This is a genomic window from Micromonospora fluostatini (assembly GCF_050410825.1).
In the GTDB taxonomy this organism is placed as follows: Bacteria; Actinomycetota; Actinomycetes; order Mycobacteriales; family Micromonosporaceae; genus Micromonospora; species Micromonospora rosaria.
Window position 1 is genome coordinate 1,196,832 of record NZ_CP191251.1, and the last position, 17,383, is coordinate 1,214,214.

Sequence of the window (17,383 nt, forward strand, 5' to 3'; positions counted from 1 at the left end):
CCGCGTGATGCTGATCTCGGCGCGGATCCGCGCCGAGACACCGACTCTACGATGACTTCGTGCCCCCTGTCTCCTCCCCGTCGCCCCGTGCTGCGGACGACCGGTGTCCCGGGGCGCTGCGGGCGCACCAGGCCGCCGACGGGTTGCTGGTGCGGGTGCGCATCCCCGGCGGCCGGCTCACCACCGCGCAGCTGGGCCGGCTGGCCCAGGTGTCGCGCCGGGACGGCACCGGGCTGCTGGAGCTGACCTCCCGGGGCAACGTGCAGCTACGGGGGATCGCCGACGCCGCCGGCGTCGACCGGGTCGCCACCGCCCTGGCCGAGGCCGGGCTGCTGCCCAGCGTCACCCACGAGCGGGTCCGCAACATCGTCGCGTCCCCGCTCAGCGGCCTCGACGGGGGCGGCGACGCCGACGTCCGCCCGCTGGTCGCCGCCGTCGACGCGGCGCTCTGCGCCGCCGGTGACCTCGCGCAGCTCAGCGGCCGTTTCCTGATCGCCCTCGACGACGGCCGGGGGGACGTCACCGCCCTCGGCGCCGACCTGTGCTGGACCGCCGGCACCGGGGCGCTGCTGCTGGCCGGCCGGGACGTCGGGCTGCGGGCCCGCATCGACGAGGTCGCCGACGTGGTGGTCGCCGCCGCGCGGGCCTTCCTCGGCCACCGGGGTGACCGGCGCGACATCTGGCGCGTCGCGGACCTGCCCGAGGCCGCCCCGGCGATCGTCGCCGCGTTGGGCGGCGCCGGCGCCGACCCGGTCGACCCGCCACGCGGCGGTCCGACGCCGGTCGGCCCGCACCCGGGCGACCTCGTGGTCGCGGCGGCCCCGCTGGGCCGGCTCAGCGCGGCGCAGGCCGACACCGTCGCGGCGCTGGCCGACGGAACCGTGGTGGTGACACCCTGGCGGAGCGTCGTCGTCGGCGGGCCGCCCGCGTCGACGACGCCCCGGTTGGCCGGGGCCGGGCTCGTCGTCGATCCCGCCTCACCGTGGATCGGGGTGACCGCCTGCACCGGCCGGCCCGGCTGCGGCAGCGCCCTGGCCGACGTCCACGCCGACGCCGCCGAGGCCCTCGCCGCCGCCGGCCCGCCCCCCGCCGGCGCGTTGCCGCTGCACTGGGCCGGCTGCGACCGCTGCTGCGGGCGACCGGCCGGTCCGGCCGCCCTGCTGGTCGCCGACGGGTCCGGCTACCGTGTCGAGAGCCCCCGAGGGGAGCACGACGGCCCGCTGTCCGAGCGGGTGGCCCACGCACGGAAAGCAACGTGATGAGCTACGACTACGTCCGCGACGGCGCGGAGATCTACCGCCGCTCGTTCGCCACCATCCGCGCCGAGGCCGACCTGTCCCGGTTCCCCGCCGACGTGTCCCGGGTGGTGGTCCGGATGATCCACGCCAGCGGCATGGTCGACCTCGCCGACGACGTGGACGCCCATCCCGACGTGGTCGCCGCCGGGCACGCCGCGCTGCGGGCCGGCGCGCCCGTGCTGTGCGACGCGGCGATGGTCGCCGCCGGCATCACCCGCAGCCGGCTGCCCGCCGACAACGAGGTGGTCTGCACCCTGCGGGACCCGGCCGTCCCGGACCTGGCCCGGCAGCAGGGCACCACCCGCAGCGCCGCCGCGATGCAGTTGTGGCAGGACCGCCTCGACGGCGCCGTGGTGGCCATCGGCAACGCCCCCACCTCGCTGTTCCGGCTGCTGGAGCTGATCGACCAGGGCGTCGGCCGGCCGGCGGCCGTCGTGGGGGTGCCCGTGGGGTTCATCGGCGCGGCAGAATCCAAGCAGGCCCTCGCCGCGCACCCGGCACGGGTGCCCTACCTGGTCGTGCACGGGCGGCGCGGGGGCAGCGCCGTCACCGCGGCGGCGGTGAACGGCATCGCGAGCGAGGTGGAGTGACGATGGCCCAGCCCGGCACGCTCTACGGCGTCGGCGTCGGACCCGGCGACCCGGAACTGCTGACGGTCAAGGCCGCCCGGCTGATCAGCGAGGCCGACGTGGTCGCCTACTACTCGGCCCGGCACGGCCGCAGCATCGCCCGGTCGATCGTCGCCGCGCACCTGCACGACCGGCACGTCCACGAGCCGCTGGTGTACCCGATCACCACCGAGGAGACCGACGACCCGGCCGGCTACGAGGGCGTCATCCGGCAGTTCTACGACGACAGCGCCGAACGGCTCGCCGGCCACCTCGCCGCCGGCCGTACCGTGGTGGTGCTCTGCGCCGGGGACCCGATGTTCTACGGCTCCTACATGTACCTGCACGAGCGTCTCGCGCACCGGTTCCCGGCCCAGGTGGTGCCCGGCGTCACCTCGGTCAGCGCCGCGTCGGCGGTGCTCGGCCGGCCGCTGGTGGAACGCGACGAGGTGCTGACCGTCCTGCCCGGGACGCTGCCGGCAGAGGAGTTGGCCCGCCGGCTCGCCGACACCGACGCCGCCGCGGTGCTCAAACTGGGCCGCACCTTCGGCCGGGTCCGGGCCGCCCTCGACGACGCCGGCCGGCTCCCCGAGTCGTGGTACGTCGAACGGGCCACCTCCGAGCGGGGCCGGCAGGCGCCGCTGGCCGAGGTGGACCCCGACGAGGTGCCCTACTTCTCGCTGGCCCTGCTGCCCAGCCCGACCAGCAGCGCCGTCCACGCCGACCCGCCCGCCCCGGCGGCCTCCGGCGGGGAGGTGGTGGTGGTCGGCCTCGGCCCGGCGGGACCGCGCTGGCAGACCCCGGAGGTGACCCGCGCCCTGCGCGAGGCCGAGCACCTGGTCGGGTACGGCCCGTACGTCGACCGGGTGCCGGTGCGCCCCGGCCAGCAGCGGCACACCTCCGGCAACCAGGTGGAGACGGAGCGGGCCGCCCACGCCCTGGACCTCGCGCTCGGCGGTGCCCGGGTGGTGGTCGTCTCCTCCGGTGACCCGGGCGTCTTCGCGATGGCCAGCGCCGTCTACGAGGTGGCCACCGCCGAGGCCCGCTTCGCGCGGGTGCCGGTACGGGTGCTGCCCGGCCTCACCGCGGCCCAGGCCGCCGCGAGCCGGATCGGTGCGCCGCTCGGGCACGACTTCGCGGTGCTGTCCCTGTCCGACCGGCTCAAGCCGTGGCCGGTGATCGAGGCGCGGCTCGCCGCCGCCGCCGAGGCCGACCTGGTCCTCGCCCTCTACAACCCGGCCTCGGCGAGCCGCCGCTGGCAGGTCGGCGCGGCCCGGGACGTCCTGCTGCGCCACCGTGACCCGAAGACCCCGGTGGTGGTGGCCCGCGACATCGGCCGGCCCGGCGAGACGGTGACCGTGACCACGGTGGCCGACCTCGACCCCCAGGTGGTGGACATGCGCTGCCTGCTCCTCGTGGGGTCGTCGACCACACAGGTCAGCAGCCGGGGGGACGGCTCCGTGGCGGTGTGGACCCCGCGTACCTACCCGGGCTGACCGGCGGGCAGGCGTTCCACCCACCGGGCCGCCTCCTCGGCGGTCTGCACCACCGCCGGCAGGTCGGGTGGGGCCGGCCGGTCGACCATCAGCACCGGCAGCCCGAGCCGGCGGGCGGCGACGAGCTTCGCCTCGGTCAGTGCCCCGCCGCTGTCCTTGGTCACCAGCACGTCGATCCGGTGGTCGCGGATCAGCGCCAGCTCACCGTCCACGGTGTACGGGCCACGGCTGCGCAGCAGTCGGACGTGCGCGGGCAGGGGCTCGTCGGGTGCGTCGACCACGCGGGCGAGGAACCACATCCCGGTCACCGGCAGGAACATGCCGAGGCTCTGCCGGCCGGTGGTGAGCAGCGCCCGCGTCCCGAGCGCCGGCAGGTCCCGTACGGCGGCGGCCATGTCGGGCACCCGGTGCCACCGGTCACCCGGCTGGGCCGTCCACCCGGGCCGTTCCAGCCGTAGGTGCGGCACCCGGGCGGTCGCGGCGGCCTCGACCCCGGCGATCCGCATCCGGGCCGCGTAGGGGTGGGTGGCGTCCACCACCGCGTCGACGTGGTGGTCGGTGAGCCACCGGGCCAGTCCCGCCGGGCCACCGAACCCGCCGATGCGGACCTCGCCGACCGGCAGGCGGGGGTCGGCCACCCGGCCCGCCAGCGAGGAGACCACCGTCGTGGCCGGCTGCGCGGCCAGGATGGCGGCCAGGGCCCGCGCCTCGGCGGTACCGCCGAGGACGAGCACCCGCCGTGTCGACGGCGGGCGGCTGGTGGACGTGTCCACCGCAGGGCCGCGTCGTGCCGTCGGACCGGTCACCGCCTCGCTGTTCGGGGCACCCACCAGATCCTCCGTTCCCACCGGGGGCCGGGCTCGGTCGCCGTGCGGCCCGGCTCCGCTGGCGGCTCGGCCCAGGCTAGCGGCTACCCGGGGCGGGACCGGTCCCGCGTCCCGGACGCCCCGCCGTTCGCCGCGTGCCGGCGGAAAGCGCCGCGCGGCACGTTTCCGCGCGGCGACCGTGGGCATGGACTGCCATGGAGCACACCGGCAGCGAGCCGAACGTCGTCATCACCCCGTACCCGGACGGGCCGTTGCTGGTCCGTGGCGCGTTCCTGTTGCGCGCGCCCGACGGCACGCCGATCGAGCCGGGACGGAGCACCATAGCGTTGTGCCGGTGCGGCATGTCGGCGATCAAGCCGTTCTGTGACGGCACGCACAAGGTGACCGGGTTCCGGGCGGCCAGCGGGCGCGACCCGGGCCCGGAGCCGGCCGGCGCACCGTCGGTTTGACCGGGGCGCAGGGCCGCCGCGCGCCGTCATCCGGCGAGCTGGCACCGCCGGTGCGCCGTCATCCGGCGAGCTGGCACTGCCGGTGCGCTGTCATCCGGCGAGCTGGCGTTGCCGGTGCGCGGCCACCCGGATGCGTGCGCCGGCGTAGCTGATCCCGCCCCACCCGACCCGCCGGGCGAGCGCCAACCAGGCGCAGGTGGCCCGCTCCAGCACCCAGACCGGGGCGAACGCGACGGTGCTGCGCGGGAAGACCCGGGCTCCGCCGGCCCGTCGCCGGCCCGCCTCGGCCAGCGTCACGGTCGTCACGAGCGCCCCCGCCAGGGCTGCCCCCCACCGACCGCTGCGGGCCGCGACGAGCGCCGCCGGGAGGAGGGCGAGGAACACCGCGAAGCGGCGGGGCTGGGCGAGGTCGTCGTAGGCCTGACGGACCCGTTGCGCCCAGAACCGTCGCGCGGTGGGCGGCAGGCGGCGCACGTAGAGGCCGTGGGCGACGATCTCCCGTCCGCCGTGCGCCCGTACCGTCCGGATCAGCTCCAGGTTCTCGAACAGCACGTCGCCGTCGTAGCCGCCGATGCCCAGCACCGTCGACCGGCGGACGCCGAGCGTCCCGGGGAAGTCGGCGCCCACGGCCCGGTTGAGCAGGCTCCGGCCGGTGTCCCACCGGGCGTGCCAGGGCAGCGGGTCGAAGTAGTTCTGCGGGCGGACCACGTCCGCGTGACCGAGCAACTGAGCCATCCGGCGCAACGCCGTGTCGTCGTAGCGGACGTCGTCGTCGGCCACGACCACCCGGTCGTGGCGAGCCACGCGGAGCCCGGTCAGGACGCCGTTGACCTTGCCGTTCGCGTACCGCAGAACCGGGTCGGGTGGCAGGTGCCGCACCAGGGACCGCCACCGGGCCGCGTGCCCGGCCCGCAGTGCCGACGGTGAGCCGTCCACCACGACCACCTCGACGCGGCGGGAGAGCCAGCGCAGGTAGGCGGTCAGTTCCTCCAGGCCCGAATCCTCCGACCAGCGCAGCGGCAGGACGTAGGTCACCGGCTTCGGGACGGTTGCCGCGCCCGGCCCGCCCGTCGCCCGACCGGAGGGGACGCTCACGCGAGCGCCATCGACGTCCGCAGCGAGCTTCGTCCGCTGGACCACGAGGTGACCAGGTGCTCGGCGAAGAGCCGGTCGAGGGCGAGACAGCACGCCGCGCCGAACCACACGTCCGGCGCGAGGTGGGGCTCGCCGGTGACCAACGAGCCGCACAGGTCGTGCGCGGCGATCTGTTCGTGGACGGCGTCGGCCTCGACGTGCTCGTCGTAGAAGCGGGTCGCCGGGGGAGTGCCGCCGAGCCGTCGCAGCGCGTCGCCGTAGCGGCGGTTCGGCAGCGACGAGGTCATCTCGAAGGCCGCCAGGTGCCCCATCAGCGCACCCCGCCACCGTCGGTGCAGACCGAACAGGGACATCAGGTTGTTGGTCGCGAGCGTCACCGCGGGCACCACCTCGACGTACGCGCCGTACCGGGTGTCCAGCTCCAGCCAGGCCATCGTGTCGCGGAAGAGCTGTGCGTGCATCCGGGCGAGCTGACCGCCCCCGTACTCGTCGATCTGGATCTCGATGAGGGCGGCCTTGGCCGGTCCGGCCAGCCGGGGGATGCCCCAGGTGTGCGGATCGGCCTCCCTGAGGTGGTACACCGAGCGGTGCGTCACGAACTCCTCGAACCGCGCGGGTCCGGTCCGGCGGCCGAGCTCGGTGGCCAGCGACGGACCGTCGTCGGCCGCCACCAGCGCGGCCAGGGCGCGGGGGAGGTCCCGGTCGAACCCCTCGGGCGGACGGCCGACCAGCCGGCGCAACGAGGACTCGAACTCCGCCTCGGCGGTGCGGCGCAGCGCGAGCAGCGCCGGATCCCACTCCCACTCGTCGGCGACGTCGTCCCAGCCACGGTAGTGCAGTTCGTAGAGGGCGAAGAGGAGGATCTGGAGGTCCTCGTCCGACAGGGCGTCGCCGGTCCGGGGCACCGTCGGACCGAGATCGGGCGGCAGCTTTCCCGGAGCGCGTCTGAGGGCCTGGAACACCAGCTCCGAGACGGGGCCCCGGGCCGCCGGAAGTCTCATGGGAACCTCCTGATCAGCGTCCGGGCCCGGGTCCCCCGCCGGGTGTGAGGTAAACCCGCACGGCAGCACGCCCGTCCCGGCCAGGGCGGGCGTTGTGTCTGTTTTAGTGACTATGTCCATTAATGGGACCTACAGTGTCCGTGAGACTGGTGGGGACGATGCGGCGGGAGAGACGATGTCGGTCGGGCGGTGGGGTCGCCTGCTGGTGGCCGCCCCGGTGTCGGTCGCGCTGACGGTGACCGCGCTGGTGGTCACGGCGGTGCCCGCCGTCGCCAGCACGGTCCTGTTCGACCAGCCCTTCACGAGCAACACGGCGAGCGGTCAGGGCACCGTGGCGGTGCCCGGCGTCCCCTCCGGCCTGACCAGCAACAGCGCCTGCCTCAGCGCGGCGGGCAACACGACCACCGGGCCGCTGCTGAGCTGTCCCAGCAGCACCGACCCGCAGGGCTCCGGCAAGTTGCGGCTGACCCCGGCCGCCCTGACCCGGCAGGGCGGGGTGTTCGGCGCGGTGAGCGTGCCCACCTCGCAGGGGCTGTACGTCACCTTCAACGCCTACCAGTACGGCGGCAGCAGCCCCGGGGCGGACGGCCTGGCCTTCGTGCTCGCCGCGGTCGACCCGGCCGACCCGCGCTCACCCTCGGCCATCGGCCAGCCGGGTGGGTCGCTGGGCTACTCGGCCGCCTACAGCGGCGGCTCGGTCGGCCTGTCCAACGGGTACCTGGGCATCGGCTTCGACGTCTACGGGAACTTCAGCAACAGCGTCTACCAGGGCACCGGGTGCACCAACCCGGCGTACATCTCCACCACCAACGGGCGGGTGCCGGGCCAGGTCGTGATCCGGGGTCCGGGCCGCAACGGGGTCGGGTACTGCGCGGTCAACAGCACCGCCACCAGCACCTCGTCGTCGGCGGTCCCGCTGCGGGCGAGCACCCGCGCCGCCTCCGTGGTGCCGGTCGAGGTGGTCGCCAACACCACCGCCTCGTCGTACACCACCAGCACCGGGATCACCGTGCCGGCCGGGCGGTACGCGGTCCGCTTCACCCCCGTCGGCGGTACGGCCCGCACCCTCACCGGCGCCCTGCCGGTGGTCCCGTCGAGCCTGTACCCCTCACCGAACTGGTTGAACGCCAACGGCATCCCCCGGCAACTGGCCTTCGGCTGGGTCGGCTCCACCGGGGCGGTCACCGACTTCCACGAGATCGACAACGCCCGGGTGGTCAGCTTCAACGACGTGCCCAACCTGCTCGTGAGCCAGACCAGTTCGGTGGGGGCCAACCCGCAGCCGGGCGACCCGGTGACGTACACGGTCACCGCCCGCGTCGACTCCGGGACCAGCGAGTCGTCGCCGGTCCTGGTGACCCAGACCCTGCCGGCCGGCGTGGTCCCCAGGGGCGCCTACGGTTCCGGCTGGACCTGCGCCGCCCCCTCCGGCCAGAGCATCACCTGCACCAACGCCAACACGCCGTTCCCCGGCGGCACGAGCCTGCCCCCGGTCACCGTGGCCGCCACCGTGACCGGGACGGGGGTCACCCCGACGCTGATCCAGACCGGCACGGTGGCCACCGCCTCGTCGAACGACGCGAGCCCGGGGTACGCCGCCAGCACCACCGCGGTCACCCCGGCGACCGCGCCCAGCGCCGTCACCGTCACCCCGGCGACGGGCTCGGTCGCCGGGGGCGCGGCGGTCACCGTCCGTGGCACCAACCTCGCCGGCGCGACCGCGATCACCATCGGCACGGCCGCCGAGCAGGCGACCGGGGCCTCGGTGGTGCTGCTGCCCTGCGCCTCGGGGCCGGCGGCCGGCTGCTTCACCAGCGGTGACGGCAGCCTCGCCGTCTCCTCGATGCCGGCCCGGTCCGGCCCGGCCCCGGTGACCGTCTCCGTCGTCACCCGGGGCGCGGCCGGCGCGGGAAGCTTCGTCTACGCCTCGTCGCCGGCCGCCCCGGCCACCCCGACCGCCGTCGCCGGGGTCGCCAGCGCCACCGTCACCTGGGCCGCCCCGGCCGACAACGGCAGCCCGATCACCGGGTACGTCATCACCCCGGTCCGGGACGGGGTGACCCAGCCGACGGTCAGCGTGGACGCCTCGACCACCACCCGTACCCTCACCGGGCTGACCACGTCGGCGCAGTACACCTTCCGGGTCGCGGCGGTCAACGCGTACGGCACCGGCACGGCCAGCCCGGCCTCGGCGCCGGTCGTGCCGTACACCGTGCCGGAGGCGCCGACGATCACCTCGGTCACGGCCGGCACCACCTCCGCCACCGTCACCTGGAGCGCGCCGGCCACCGGCGGCTCGGCGATCACCGGCTACCGGCTGACCCCGTACCTCGCAGGGACGGCCCAGACCCCGTTGGCCCTGCCGGCGACGCCGACCAGCCGGACCGTCACCGGCCTGACCGCCGGTGCCACGTACACGTTCCGGGTTGCCGCCGTGAACGCCGCCGGTACCGGTCCCGACTCGGCGGCGTCGGCCCCGGTCACGGTCAACGCCCCGCCCGGCCTCACCTTCCCGCCCCCACCCGCCGGTGAGGTCGGCGCGGCGTACCAGGTCACGCTCACCGTGACCGGTGGCACCGCGCCCTTCGTCTGGTCGGTGAGCGCGGGGGCGTTGCCGCCGGGGCTGACCCTGGGCGCGGCCACCGGGGTCCTCGCCGGCACCCCGACCCAGGCCGGCAGCTACCCGTTCACCGTCCGGGTGACCGACGCCAGCGGATTCTCCGACACCCGGCCGGCCACCGTCACCATCGCCACCGCCCCCACGCTCGACTTCCCGCCACCGCCGCCGGGCAAGGCGTTCCAGCCGTACTCGTACCAGCTCACGGTGAGCGGTGGCAGCGGGCCGTTCGCCTGGTCGGTGAGCGCGGGGGCGTTGCCGCCGGGGCTGGCCCTGGGCGCGGCCACCGGGCTGCTGTCCGGCACACCCACGGCCGCCGGGACCTTCGCCTTCACCGTCCGGGTGACGGACTCGTTCGCCCGGTCCGCCACCCGGCCGGTCAGCCTGGTCGTCGACCCGCTGGGCGGGCTGACCATCAGCGTGCCCGTCGCCGCGTCGCTCGGCCGGGGCACCCCGGGCTCCCCGCCGGTCGCCGACCGGCTCGGACTGGTCCGGGTGGTCGACGACCGGGGCCTGACGGCGGGATCGTGGTCGGCCACCGTCTCCGCCACGGCCTTCGTCACGGGCTCGGGCTCGGCCGGTGAGACCATCCCCCGCAGCGCCGTCAGGTACGCCTCCGGCCCGCCGGTGAGCACGACGGGCACCGGCACCTTCCTGCCCCAACCCGGCACGGTCCTGGACGTGCCCCGCACCGCCGCGGGCTGGTCCGGCCAGGCCGGCGGCGCCAACGCGGTCAGTTGGAACCCCACGCTGTCGGTGCTGCTGCCGCCGCAGGCGGTGGTCGGCACCTACCGGGCCACCGTGACCCACTCGGTCATCTGAGGCCGCGGCGACGCCGGCCGAGCGCGGCGAGCGCCGTGCCGACCGCGATCAGCAGGGCGGCGGCGGCCAGCAGCGGCCCCGGTCCCGGGTCGGGCCCGGTGACCGGCAGCGGCTGCCCCGTCGGATCGGGGTCGGGCGCCGGTTGCGTCGTCGGCCCGGGATCGGGCGTGGGTTGTGCCGTCGGGTCGGGGTCGGGCGCTGGTTGCGTCGTCGGCCCGGGGTCGGGCGTGGGTTGTGCCGTCGGGTCGGGGTCGGGCGCCGGTTGCGTGGTCGGTCCGGGGTCGGGCGTCGGTTGTGCCGTCGGGTCGGGGGTGGGGCTGCCGGACGGGTGGGGCACCACCTCGAAGATGACCCCGGTCGAGCCGTCCGGTGCGGTCGTCGCGGACGCGGCCCGTGCGGCCAGGACGGTGGCCGGTCGCACGCCGTCGGTGCTCCGTGACCCGACGGCGACCACGCCGGCGGCGAGCAGGAGCACCGCGAGCAGGGCGGCGGTGGGCCACCCGGGCGGCGGGGCAACGGTGCGGGTCCGGACCGTCATGACGACCTCCAACCGGGTGTACGTGACCGGCCGGAGCGGGCCCGGCGGGATCCTCGACGTGCCGCCCGCCGGAATCGTCCTTGAGGCGACGCGAAACCGATCCTATATGCCCTTTTGTGGAGGAATCTCGGCTTTGTGTCCGGTGGCATGACGCGACCCGGCCGCCCCGTCACGGGGCGGCCGGGTCGGGGACCCGGCGTGGCGCCGGGCCGGTCGCGATCCGGGCTCGACCGCTGGCCACCGGGAGCGGGGGCCCAGGGGCGGCCGGGGCGGTCAGGCGGGAGTCGGGAGCCGGCGACGGGACCGCCGGCGGGCGAGGGACCAGGCCGCGAAGACCACGACGGCCGCCAGCGCCACCAGCGTGCCGAGCGAGTACACCAGCCACCCCGGCGTCGCGGTCTGCATCGCCGCGCGCGACGCGACCGGCAGGGTGATCCGGCCGTCGGCGGTCCGTTGCACCACGCCGCTGGCCAGGACCAGCCGGGCGTCCCAGACACCGTCCGGCAGGGACTGGGTGATCTCGATCTGCACCCGTCCGCTCTGGCCGGGCGGGACCGTCACCCCGTTGGTCACCGGGAACGGCCCGGCCCGGATCGACTCCCTCGTCAACGTCAGGGTCCCGGTCATGTCCAGCGCCCGCCCCCCGGTGTTGGTCACCCGGGCGGTGACCATCGGGAACTCGCCGGGCCCCGGCTCGGCCGCCACGTCGTCGATCCGGAAGTCGGTCGGCGGCTCGCCACCGGGGCCGATGTCGAGGTAGAGGCGGATGCCCACCCGGTGCACCTGGGTCACGTTGCCGCCCCGCTCGGGCGCGCTGGAGACCTGGGCCCAGATCGCGCCGTACCGTTCACCCCTGGACGCGCTCCGGGGCACCTCGATGTCGACCTCGACGGGCCGGCGTTCGCCCGGCGCCAGGCTCAGCCGTGCCGTCTCCAGGCTCACCCAGTCGCTGAGCTCGTTGCCGTCACGCCCCTCGGGCACGGTGAACGTGGTCCCCTCGATCGTGGCGGCCCCGGCGTACAACTCGATCCGCTGGCGCTCGGCCGAACCGTTGTGGACCTCGACCCGGCGACTGATGGTCGCGCCGGGCTCGACGTGGTCGATGATGTAGACCCGGGCGCGGGGGTCGTCGACCCGCGCGGCGGGGACGTCCACCAGGCGGATGCCGATGCCCTCCCGGTCCCGCCCGGGTGCCTGCTGTTCCCGCGCGGCAACGGCCGGCGCCGCCGGCACCCCGAACGCCAGGAGGGCGACGGAGACCAGCGGCACCAGCCGGCCGAGCGGCCTAGAGCACCGAATGTGTCACCGTCCCGCGGTAGGTGCCCTGGACGGTGGAGGGCGGGATGTTCACCACCAGGGTCGGGTTCCAGGTGGCAAAGTTGTTGCCGCTGCCGCCGGTCTTGCTGAACGCCGTGCGGGGGACGTTGATGATCTGCTGGTCGCCGGGGCCCGGCTGGCCCGGGGTGAAGGTGCCGGTGCCGGAGGTGGCGGTGGCCGGGCCGGACCAGTAGCTCACGTTGATGTTCGGGATCGTCTCGCCGGAGCTGCCGCCCCCGGTGACGAAGTCGGTGGAGATGACCGAGGCGGTCCAGTTCGGAGTGAGCGACGACCGCTGGTCCAGCACGGTGACCGGGCCGAGCAGGCCGGACACCGACGCGCCCTCGATGCCGTGGCCGATGTTCGCCGTGGCGGGCACGGTGATCGACAGGCCGCCGGTGGCGTCCACCGTCAGGGTGACGATCGTGTCCTCCGCGTGGGCGGGCGCGCCGAGCACGACGGACGCGGCCACACCCGCGACGGCGGCGACGAGCAGTTTCTTTCGCATCAAGGCTCCTTCAATGCGGATCGGTGGGGGACGGCAGCTTGAGCCTAAAGGTACGTACGGGCATCTAGGTGACGTTCTTCTCAGATGGTCACTGAACGGGTGAAAGCACGCCCTGTTCCGAGGTGATTCGGGGCGGGGGAGTGGGGCCGGCCCCGACGCGGCGACCGCGGTCACCGGCGCGGGTGATCGCGGCGCGCCGCCCTGGATTCGAGCTTCGTCGATATTTTCGAAGCGGGGTATTTACTGTTAAGAATGTTTACTTTATGTTGGGCCCACTGGGGCGCGCCCACACCTCTCCGACTCCACGCAGGAGGTCCCCATGCGACGAACAGTCACGGTTCCACTGGTGGCGGCCGGCGCCGTCGTGTCCTCACTGGCCCTGGCCGCTCCCGCGCAGGCGCACGGCTACGTCTCCGCTCCGCCCAGCCGGCAGGCGCTGTGCGCCCAGGGCAAGGTCACCAACTGCGGGCAGATCCAGTGGGAGCCGCAGAGCGTCGAGGGCCCGAAGGGGCTGCGCAGTTGCAGCGGCGGCAATGCGATCTTCGCGGTGCTGGACAACGAGAGCAAGGGCTGGCCGGCGACCTCGGTCGGCACCTCGGTGACCTTCAACTGGGTCTTCACCGCCCGGCACGCCACCGCCAACTGGGAGTACTACGTCGGCAACAACCGGGTCGCCAGCTTCGACGGCGGCGGTCGCCAGCCCGGTGCCACCGTCTCGCACACGGTCAACCTCGGTGGCTACTCCGGACGGCAGAAGATCCTCGCCATCTGGAACATCTCCGACACCGCCAACGCCTTCTACTCGTGCGTCGACGTCAACGTCGGCGGCGGCAATCCCGCCCCGACCACCCCGCCGACCACCCCGCCCGCCCCGACCACTCCGCCGGCCTCCACCACCCCGCCGCCCAGCACCGGCGGCACCTGGGCCACCGGCACCGCGTACCGGGTCGGCGACCAGGTCACCTACAACGGACTCACCTACCGCTGCCGGCAGCCGCACACCGCGATCCCCGGCTGGGAACCGCCTCATGTCCCGGCGCTCTGGACGCAGGTCTGACGACCCGGGGCGGGCCCGTACCTGGACGGGCCCGCCCCACCGGCGCGTCTCGGTCCCACCACCGGAGAACCCCATGACCCGTGTCCGGATCGCCGCCACCCTCGGCGGGCTGCTGCTGCTCGCCGGCTGCACCGCCGCGCCCGCGCCCACGCCCGCATCCGTGCCCACGTCGGCGGCCACCGTGGCCACCGCCCTGACCGCCGCCGACGTCACGTACCTGCGGACCATGCTCACCCACCACGAGCAGGCCCTGGAGATCGCCCGGTTGGCGACCGACCGCGCCAGCGACCCCGCCCTGCGGACCCTCGCCGCCGCCATCGACACCACCCAGACCGACGAACTCGCCACCATGCGCGCCTGGCTGGCTGTCCCGAGCGCCACCGGCGGAGCCCGGTCGCCCGCCCCCGGCCACCACCCGGGCCACGGCGGTCACCCGAGCCACGGCGACCACGCCGCCGGTGGCGACCACGCCGCCGGTGGCGACCAGCCGAGCCCCGGCGACCAGCCGAGCCCCGGCGACCAGCCGAGCCCCGGCGACCAGCCGAGCCCCGGCGACCAGCCGAGCCCCGGCGACCAGCCGAGCCCCGGCGACCAGCCGAGCCCCGGCGGGCACCCGGGCCACGGCGGGCACGGCGACGGCGGGATCGAGCCCGCCACCGGCCCCGAGGACATCGCGCGGCTGCGCGCCACCGGCCCCGACCGGTTCGACGCCGCCCTGCTCAACCTGCTCGTCGCCCACCAGCAGACCGCCGCCGAACTGGCCCGCGCGCACCTGCGCGCCGGCGGCGACCCGGCGGTGCGGGACCTGGCGGGCCGGATCGACCGGTCCCGGACGGCCCAGGTCGCCCACCTGCTGACCGTGCTCGCCGAGCACACCGCCCGCCGCTGAGCGCTGCCGCCCGACCGTTTCCCGGTCCGGTCTGGCGCGGTGGGGCGGGCCGCGGCGTGCGACCCGCCCCACCACCGGTCAGCACGGGCCGTTGTCGGTCCAGACCTGCTGGCTGTTCGACCCGGGCACGTCACCCTGGGTCCACCACTTCGCCGTCCACCGGCGACCGTTGTGCGAGACCACCGTCCCGCCGGTGTACGCGGTGCCGGCCGACCACGCGGGTGCCGTGCACGCCCCCGAGGTCGGGGTCGGCGTCGGTGACCCGGTGGGATCGGTGGTCGGTGGCGGGGAGCCGGCGCAGGGGCCCTCGTCCGCCCAGACCGCCGCGCTGCCCGGGGTCTCGCCCTGGGTCCACCACTTCGCGCTCCAGGTGCGCCCGGCGTGCGAGACGCGGGCCCCGCCGGAGTAGGCGGTGCCGGCCGACCAGGCCGGTGCCGCGCAGGTGCCGCCCGGCGGCGTCGACCCGCTCGGGCTCGGCGTCGGCGTGACCACCTGCCCGCCCCGGGCGAGGTCACTGGCCAGGGCGTACGTCTGGCCGCCGAAGGTGAGGGCGAAGTTGGCCGGCCCGGAGATCGGCAACTGGTAGTTGAGGGTCACCTCGGCGTACGACCCGGGGGCGATGGCGGTCGGGACGGTGAGGCGTACCCGGTGGTAGTCGCCCTTGAGGCCGCCGACGTTGCTGCCGGTGTGGCCGGTGGTGACCGTGGTCAGCGCCCAGCCGGACTGCTGGGTGAGGGTCGGCGTGCTGGTCGGGTAGTCGAACTCCAGCGTCGCCCCGGCCGGGATCGGGCTGCCGGAGTTGTTGGTCAGGCGCAGTTCGGGGTTGATCGGGTAGTTGTTGTCGCCCAGGGCGAACCCGCCCATGCTGGCGGTGACGTCGATCGTCCGGCTGGGCAGGGTGGTGGTGGCCCGCCGCGCGCCGTACCCGCCGGCGGCGGTGAACTTGCCGTGCAGCAGGCTGGTCAGTGTGTCGCCCACGCCGTACTGGCCCTTGGCCTGGTCGAAGGCGTAGTCGCCGGCGAGTTCCCAGATCATCACGCCGCCGATGCCCTTGTTCACCACGTAGTCCGCCTTCGCGCCGAGGGACTGCTCGTCCTCGGTGGACAGGAAGACGCTCTTCTGCGCGTTCCACAGCCACGGCGCGACCAGGGCGGGGGAGTAGTGCCGGGAGTAGCTGCCGGTGAGCCGGTCGGCCGGGTCGGTGCCGGGCGTCAGCCCGTGCGCGGACAGGTAGTCGGGGGTGATTCCGCGCTCCAGGTTCTTGGCGTGCCACATCGGGTTGACCCCGGAGGGCACCTCCCGGCCGCCGGCGTCCAGGTCGTGCCAGAGGTTGTCGATGCCGACCGCGCCGTTGCCGCACGGGGTGGTGGAGCCGATGGAGGCGCCGGTGCCGGGTGGGCACTTCGTCTGGTCGGGCAGCGCGGCGCGGCCCCAGAGCCCGTTGGTGCCGCCGGTGACGTTCTGCCAGCCCCGGGTGTAGTAGGGCACGCCGATGTTGATCCGGCCGGCGGGCAGCGCGCCCCGGAAGTAGTGGTAGGCCCAGTCGGTGTTCAGGTAGCCGATGCCGCTGTAGGCGCCGTACACCCCGCCGGCGGCCAGTTCGGCGTCGTCGCCGTTGTCGTACAGGGCGGCGTTGGGCCCGACGAAGTGGTTCCAGGAGCCGTGCAGGTCGTAGGACATGATGTTGACGTAGTCGAGGTACTGCACCGCCTGGTGGGACTCCATGCCGCGCAGCAGCCAGCCGGAGGCGGGGGCGGCCACGGTGAGCAGGTAGTGCTTCCCGTCGGCGGCCGAGGCCCGGTCGAGCTTCTCCCGCAGCGTCTTCATCAGCACCTGGTAGGAGGCGTTGAGTCCGGCGCGCTTGGCGTCGGCCTGGGCGAAGTCGAGCGGGTTGCCGGCCTTGTTGTTCGAGGTCGGGTACTCGTAGTCGATGTCCACGCCGTCGAAGCCGTACGTGCGCAGGAACGTCACCACGGAGTCGGCGAAGGTGGTGATGCCGGCGGTGTTGACCGTGTTGCTGCCGGTCGTCGTCATCCGGTAGAAGCCGCCGGCGTCGACCCGCTCGCCGGCCGCGTCGATGTACCCGCCGGTCTCGGCCCACCCGCCGACGCTGACCAGCGTACGGACGTTCGGGTGCTGCTTCTTGAACTTGTTGAGCAGGTTGAAGTGCCCGGTGTACGGCAGCGTCGGGTCCATCGTGGCACCGGGGACGCCCGGCCAGGTCATGTTGGTCGCCGGGTTGTTCGGCGCGGCCGGGTCGCCGACGGAGATGCGGTTGGTGGCGTCGACGTGGGCGAACGCGTAGTTGATGTGGGTGATCTTGTTCCACGGGATCTGGGAGGCGAGGTAGGCGGGCGCGCCGTTGCGGCCGGTCCGCCAGCTCGTGAAGTAGCCGATGACGCGGCGGGAGTGGTCGTTGGCCATCTTCTCCCGTCCGTCGGTGTCGTAGACGGTGCAGTACGGCACCGCCACGCCCGGGGTCCGGTACAGCCCGTCCGGTCGGCAGGCCTCGCCGTCGACGACGGCGGAGTGTGCCATCGGGGCCACGACCAGCGCCATCGCCGTGGTCAGCAGGCCCGCGAGGCCGGCGGCGAGTAGGCCGCCTGTCCGTTTCCGCATCGGTCCACCTCCAACTCTTAACAATGTTTACTATTTACGGTGGTGTATGTATACCGGCCGGTGTGGACGGGCGCAAGACTGGCTTCGGCGGTGGCGGTGGCGGCGGGGGTGCCGGTCGGCGGCCCGGCCCGTCGTGGGCGGCGACGTCCCGCCGCTCCTCGTCGCGGTCGCGGTCGCCCGCCCCTGGGGGTCCGGGATGTCGGTCGGGCTGCCGGGCAGGTGGCGGGCTCTTCGCCGCCCGC

The 17,383-nt window shown here is 74.8% G+C and carries 14 protein-coding genes; 7 read left to right on the plus strand and 7 right to left on the minus strand.

The genetic code is table 11. The features are described 5' to 3' along the window. Positions 1-59: 59 nt before the first annotated feature. Genes ACQUFX_RS05325 through ACQUFX_RS05335 form a run of 3 tightly spaced genes read left to right on the plus strand, consistent with a single transcriptional unit; the run spans position 60 to position 3,402 of the window. Positions 60-1,259, plus strand: coding sequence for a precorrin-3B synthase (locus ACQUFX_RS05325; protein ID WP_428964900.1), 1,200 nt, complete (start codon positions 60-62; stop codon positions 1,257-1,259). After that, positions 1,259-1,888 (plus strand): precorrin-8X methylmutase, encoded by a 630-nt coding sequence (locus ACQUFX_RS05330; RefSeq protein ID WP_428964901.1) that lies wholly within the window; start codon positions 1,259-1,261, stop codon positions 1,886-1,888. The genes ACQUFX_RS05325 and ACQUFX_RS05330 overlap by 1 nt, the downstream gene beginning before the upstream one ends. A 2-nt stretch (positions 1,889-1,890) precedes the next feature. Next, a complete protein-coding gene (locus tag ACQUFX_RS05335) occupies positions 1,891-3,402 on the plus strand; it encodes a precorrin-2 C(20)-methyltransferase (RefSeq protein ID WP_428964902.1) in 1,512 nt (503 codons plus the stop codon). Here the strand turns inward: ACQUFX_RS05335 and ACQUFX_RS05340 are convergent. Then, complete coding sequence (locus ACQUFX_RS05340) at positions 3,390-4,232, minus strand: cobalt-precorrin-6A reductase (RefSeq protein WP_428964903.1); 843 nt, start codon at positions 4,230-4,232, stop codon at positions 3,390-3,392. The genes ACQUFX_RS05335 and ACQUFX_RS05340 overlap by 13 nt on opposite strands. A 191-nt stretch (positions 4,233-4,423) precedes the next feature. Between ACQUFX_RS05340 and ACQUFX_RS05345 the strand changes: the two genes are divergently transcribed. After that, entirely contained in the window at positions 4,424-4,678 is a 255-nt protein-coding gene (locus tag ACQUFX_RS05345; protein WP_428964904.1) for a CDGSH iron-sulfur domain-containing protein, read from the plus strand. A 90-nt stretch (positions 4,679-4,768) separates the two neighbouring features. Here the strand turns inward: ACQUFX_RS05345 and ACQUFX_RS05350 are convergent, their stop codons facing one another. Beyond that, entirely contained in the window at positions 4,769-5,713 is a 945-nt protein-coding gene (locus tag ACQUFX_RS05350; protein ID WP_428964905.1) for a glycosyltransferase, read from the minus strand. A gap of 56 nt (positions 5,714-5,769) precedes the next feature. Then, complete coding sequence (locus tag ACQUFX_RS05355) at positions 5,770-6,774, minus strand: iron-containing redox enzyme family protein (RefSeq protein ID WP_428964906.1); 1,005 nt, start codon at positions 6,772-6,774, stop codon at positions 5,770-5,772. A gap of 175 nt (positions 6,775-6,949) precedes the next feature. Here ACQUFX_RS05355 and ACQUFX_RS05360 point away from each other — a divergent pair, with 175 nt between their 5' ends. After that, a complete protein-coding gene (locus tag ACQUFX_RS05360) occupies positions 6,950-10,213 on the plus strand; it encodes a fibronectin type III domain-containing protein (RefSeq protein ID WP_428964907.1) in 3,264 nt (1,087 codons plus the stop codon). Here the strand turns inward: ACQUFX_RS05360 and ACQUFX_RS05365 are convergent. The 3 genes from ACQUFX_RS05365 to ACQUFX_RS05375 all read right to left on the minus strand — a co-directional run bounded on the left by ACQUFX_RS05365 (position 10,206) and on the right by ACQUFX_RS05375 (position 12,576). Then, positions 10,206-10,751 (minus strand): hypothetical protein, encoded by a 546-nt coding sequence (locus tag ACQUFX_RS05365; RefSeq protein WP_428964908.1) that lies wholly within the window; start codon positions 10,749-10,751, stop codon positions 10,206-10,208. The genes ACQUFX_RS05360 and ACQUFX_RS05365 overlap by 8 nt on opposite strands. Before the next feature lie 273 nt (positions 10,752-11,024). Continuing rightward, complete coding sequence (locus ACQUFX_RS05370; protein ID WP_428964909.1) at positions 11,025-12,020, minus strand: hypothetical protein; 996 nt, start codon at positions 12,018-12,020, stop codon at positions 11,025-11,027. 16 nt (positions 12,021-12,036) lie between these two features. Continuing rightward, positions 12,037-12,576 (minus strand): hypothetical protein, encoded by a 540-nt coding sequence (locus ACQUFX_RS05375; RefSeq protein ID WP_428964910.1) that lies wholly within the window; start codon positions 12,574-12,576, stop codon positions 12,037-12,039. Positions 12,577-12,895: 319 nt separating this feature from the next. On the opposite strand from ACQUFX_RS05375, the gene ACQUFX_RS05380 reads away from it, so the two are divergent. Both ACQUFX_RS05380 and ACQUFX_RS05385 read left to right on the plus strand, forming a co-directional pair. Next, the gene (locus ACQUFX_RS05380; RefSeq protein ID WP_428964911.1) at positions 12,896-13,633 is read left to right on the plus strand and encodes a lytic polysaccharide monooxygenase; all 738 of its coding nucleotides are present in this window, start codon (positions 12,896-12,898) and stop codon (positions 13,631-13,633) included. Positions 13,634-13,706: 73 nt separating this feature from the next. Next, a complete protein-coding gene (locus ACQUFX_RS05385) occupies positions 13,707-14,522 on the plus strand; it encodes a DUF305 domain-containing protein (RefSeq protein ID WP_428964912.1) in 816 nt (271 codons plus the stop codon). 78 nt (positions 14,523-14,600) lie between these two features. Here ACQUFX_RS05385 and ACQUFX_RS05390 read toward each other — a convergent pair whose 3' ends face one another. Beyond that, positions 14,601-17,141 (minus strand): glycosyl hydrolase family 18 protein, encoded by a 2,541-nt coding sequence (locus ACQUFX_RS05390; protein WP_428964913.1) that lies wholly within the window; start codon positions 17,139-17,141, stop codon positions 14,601-14,603. Positions 17,142-17,383 lie beyond the last annotated feature (242 nt).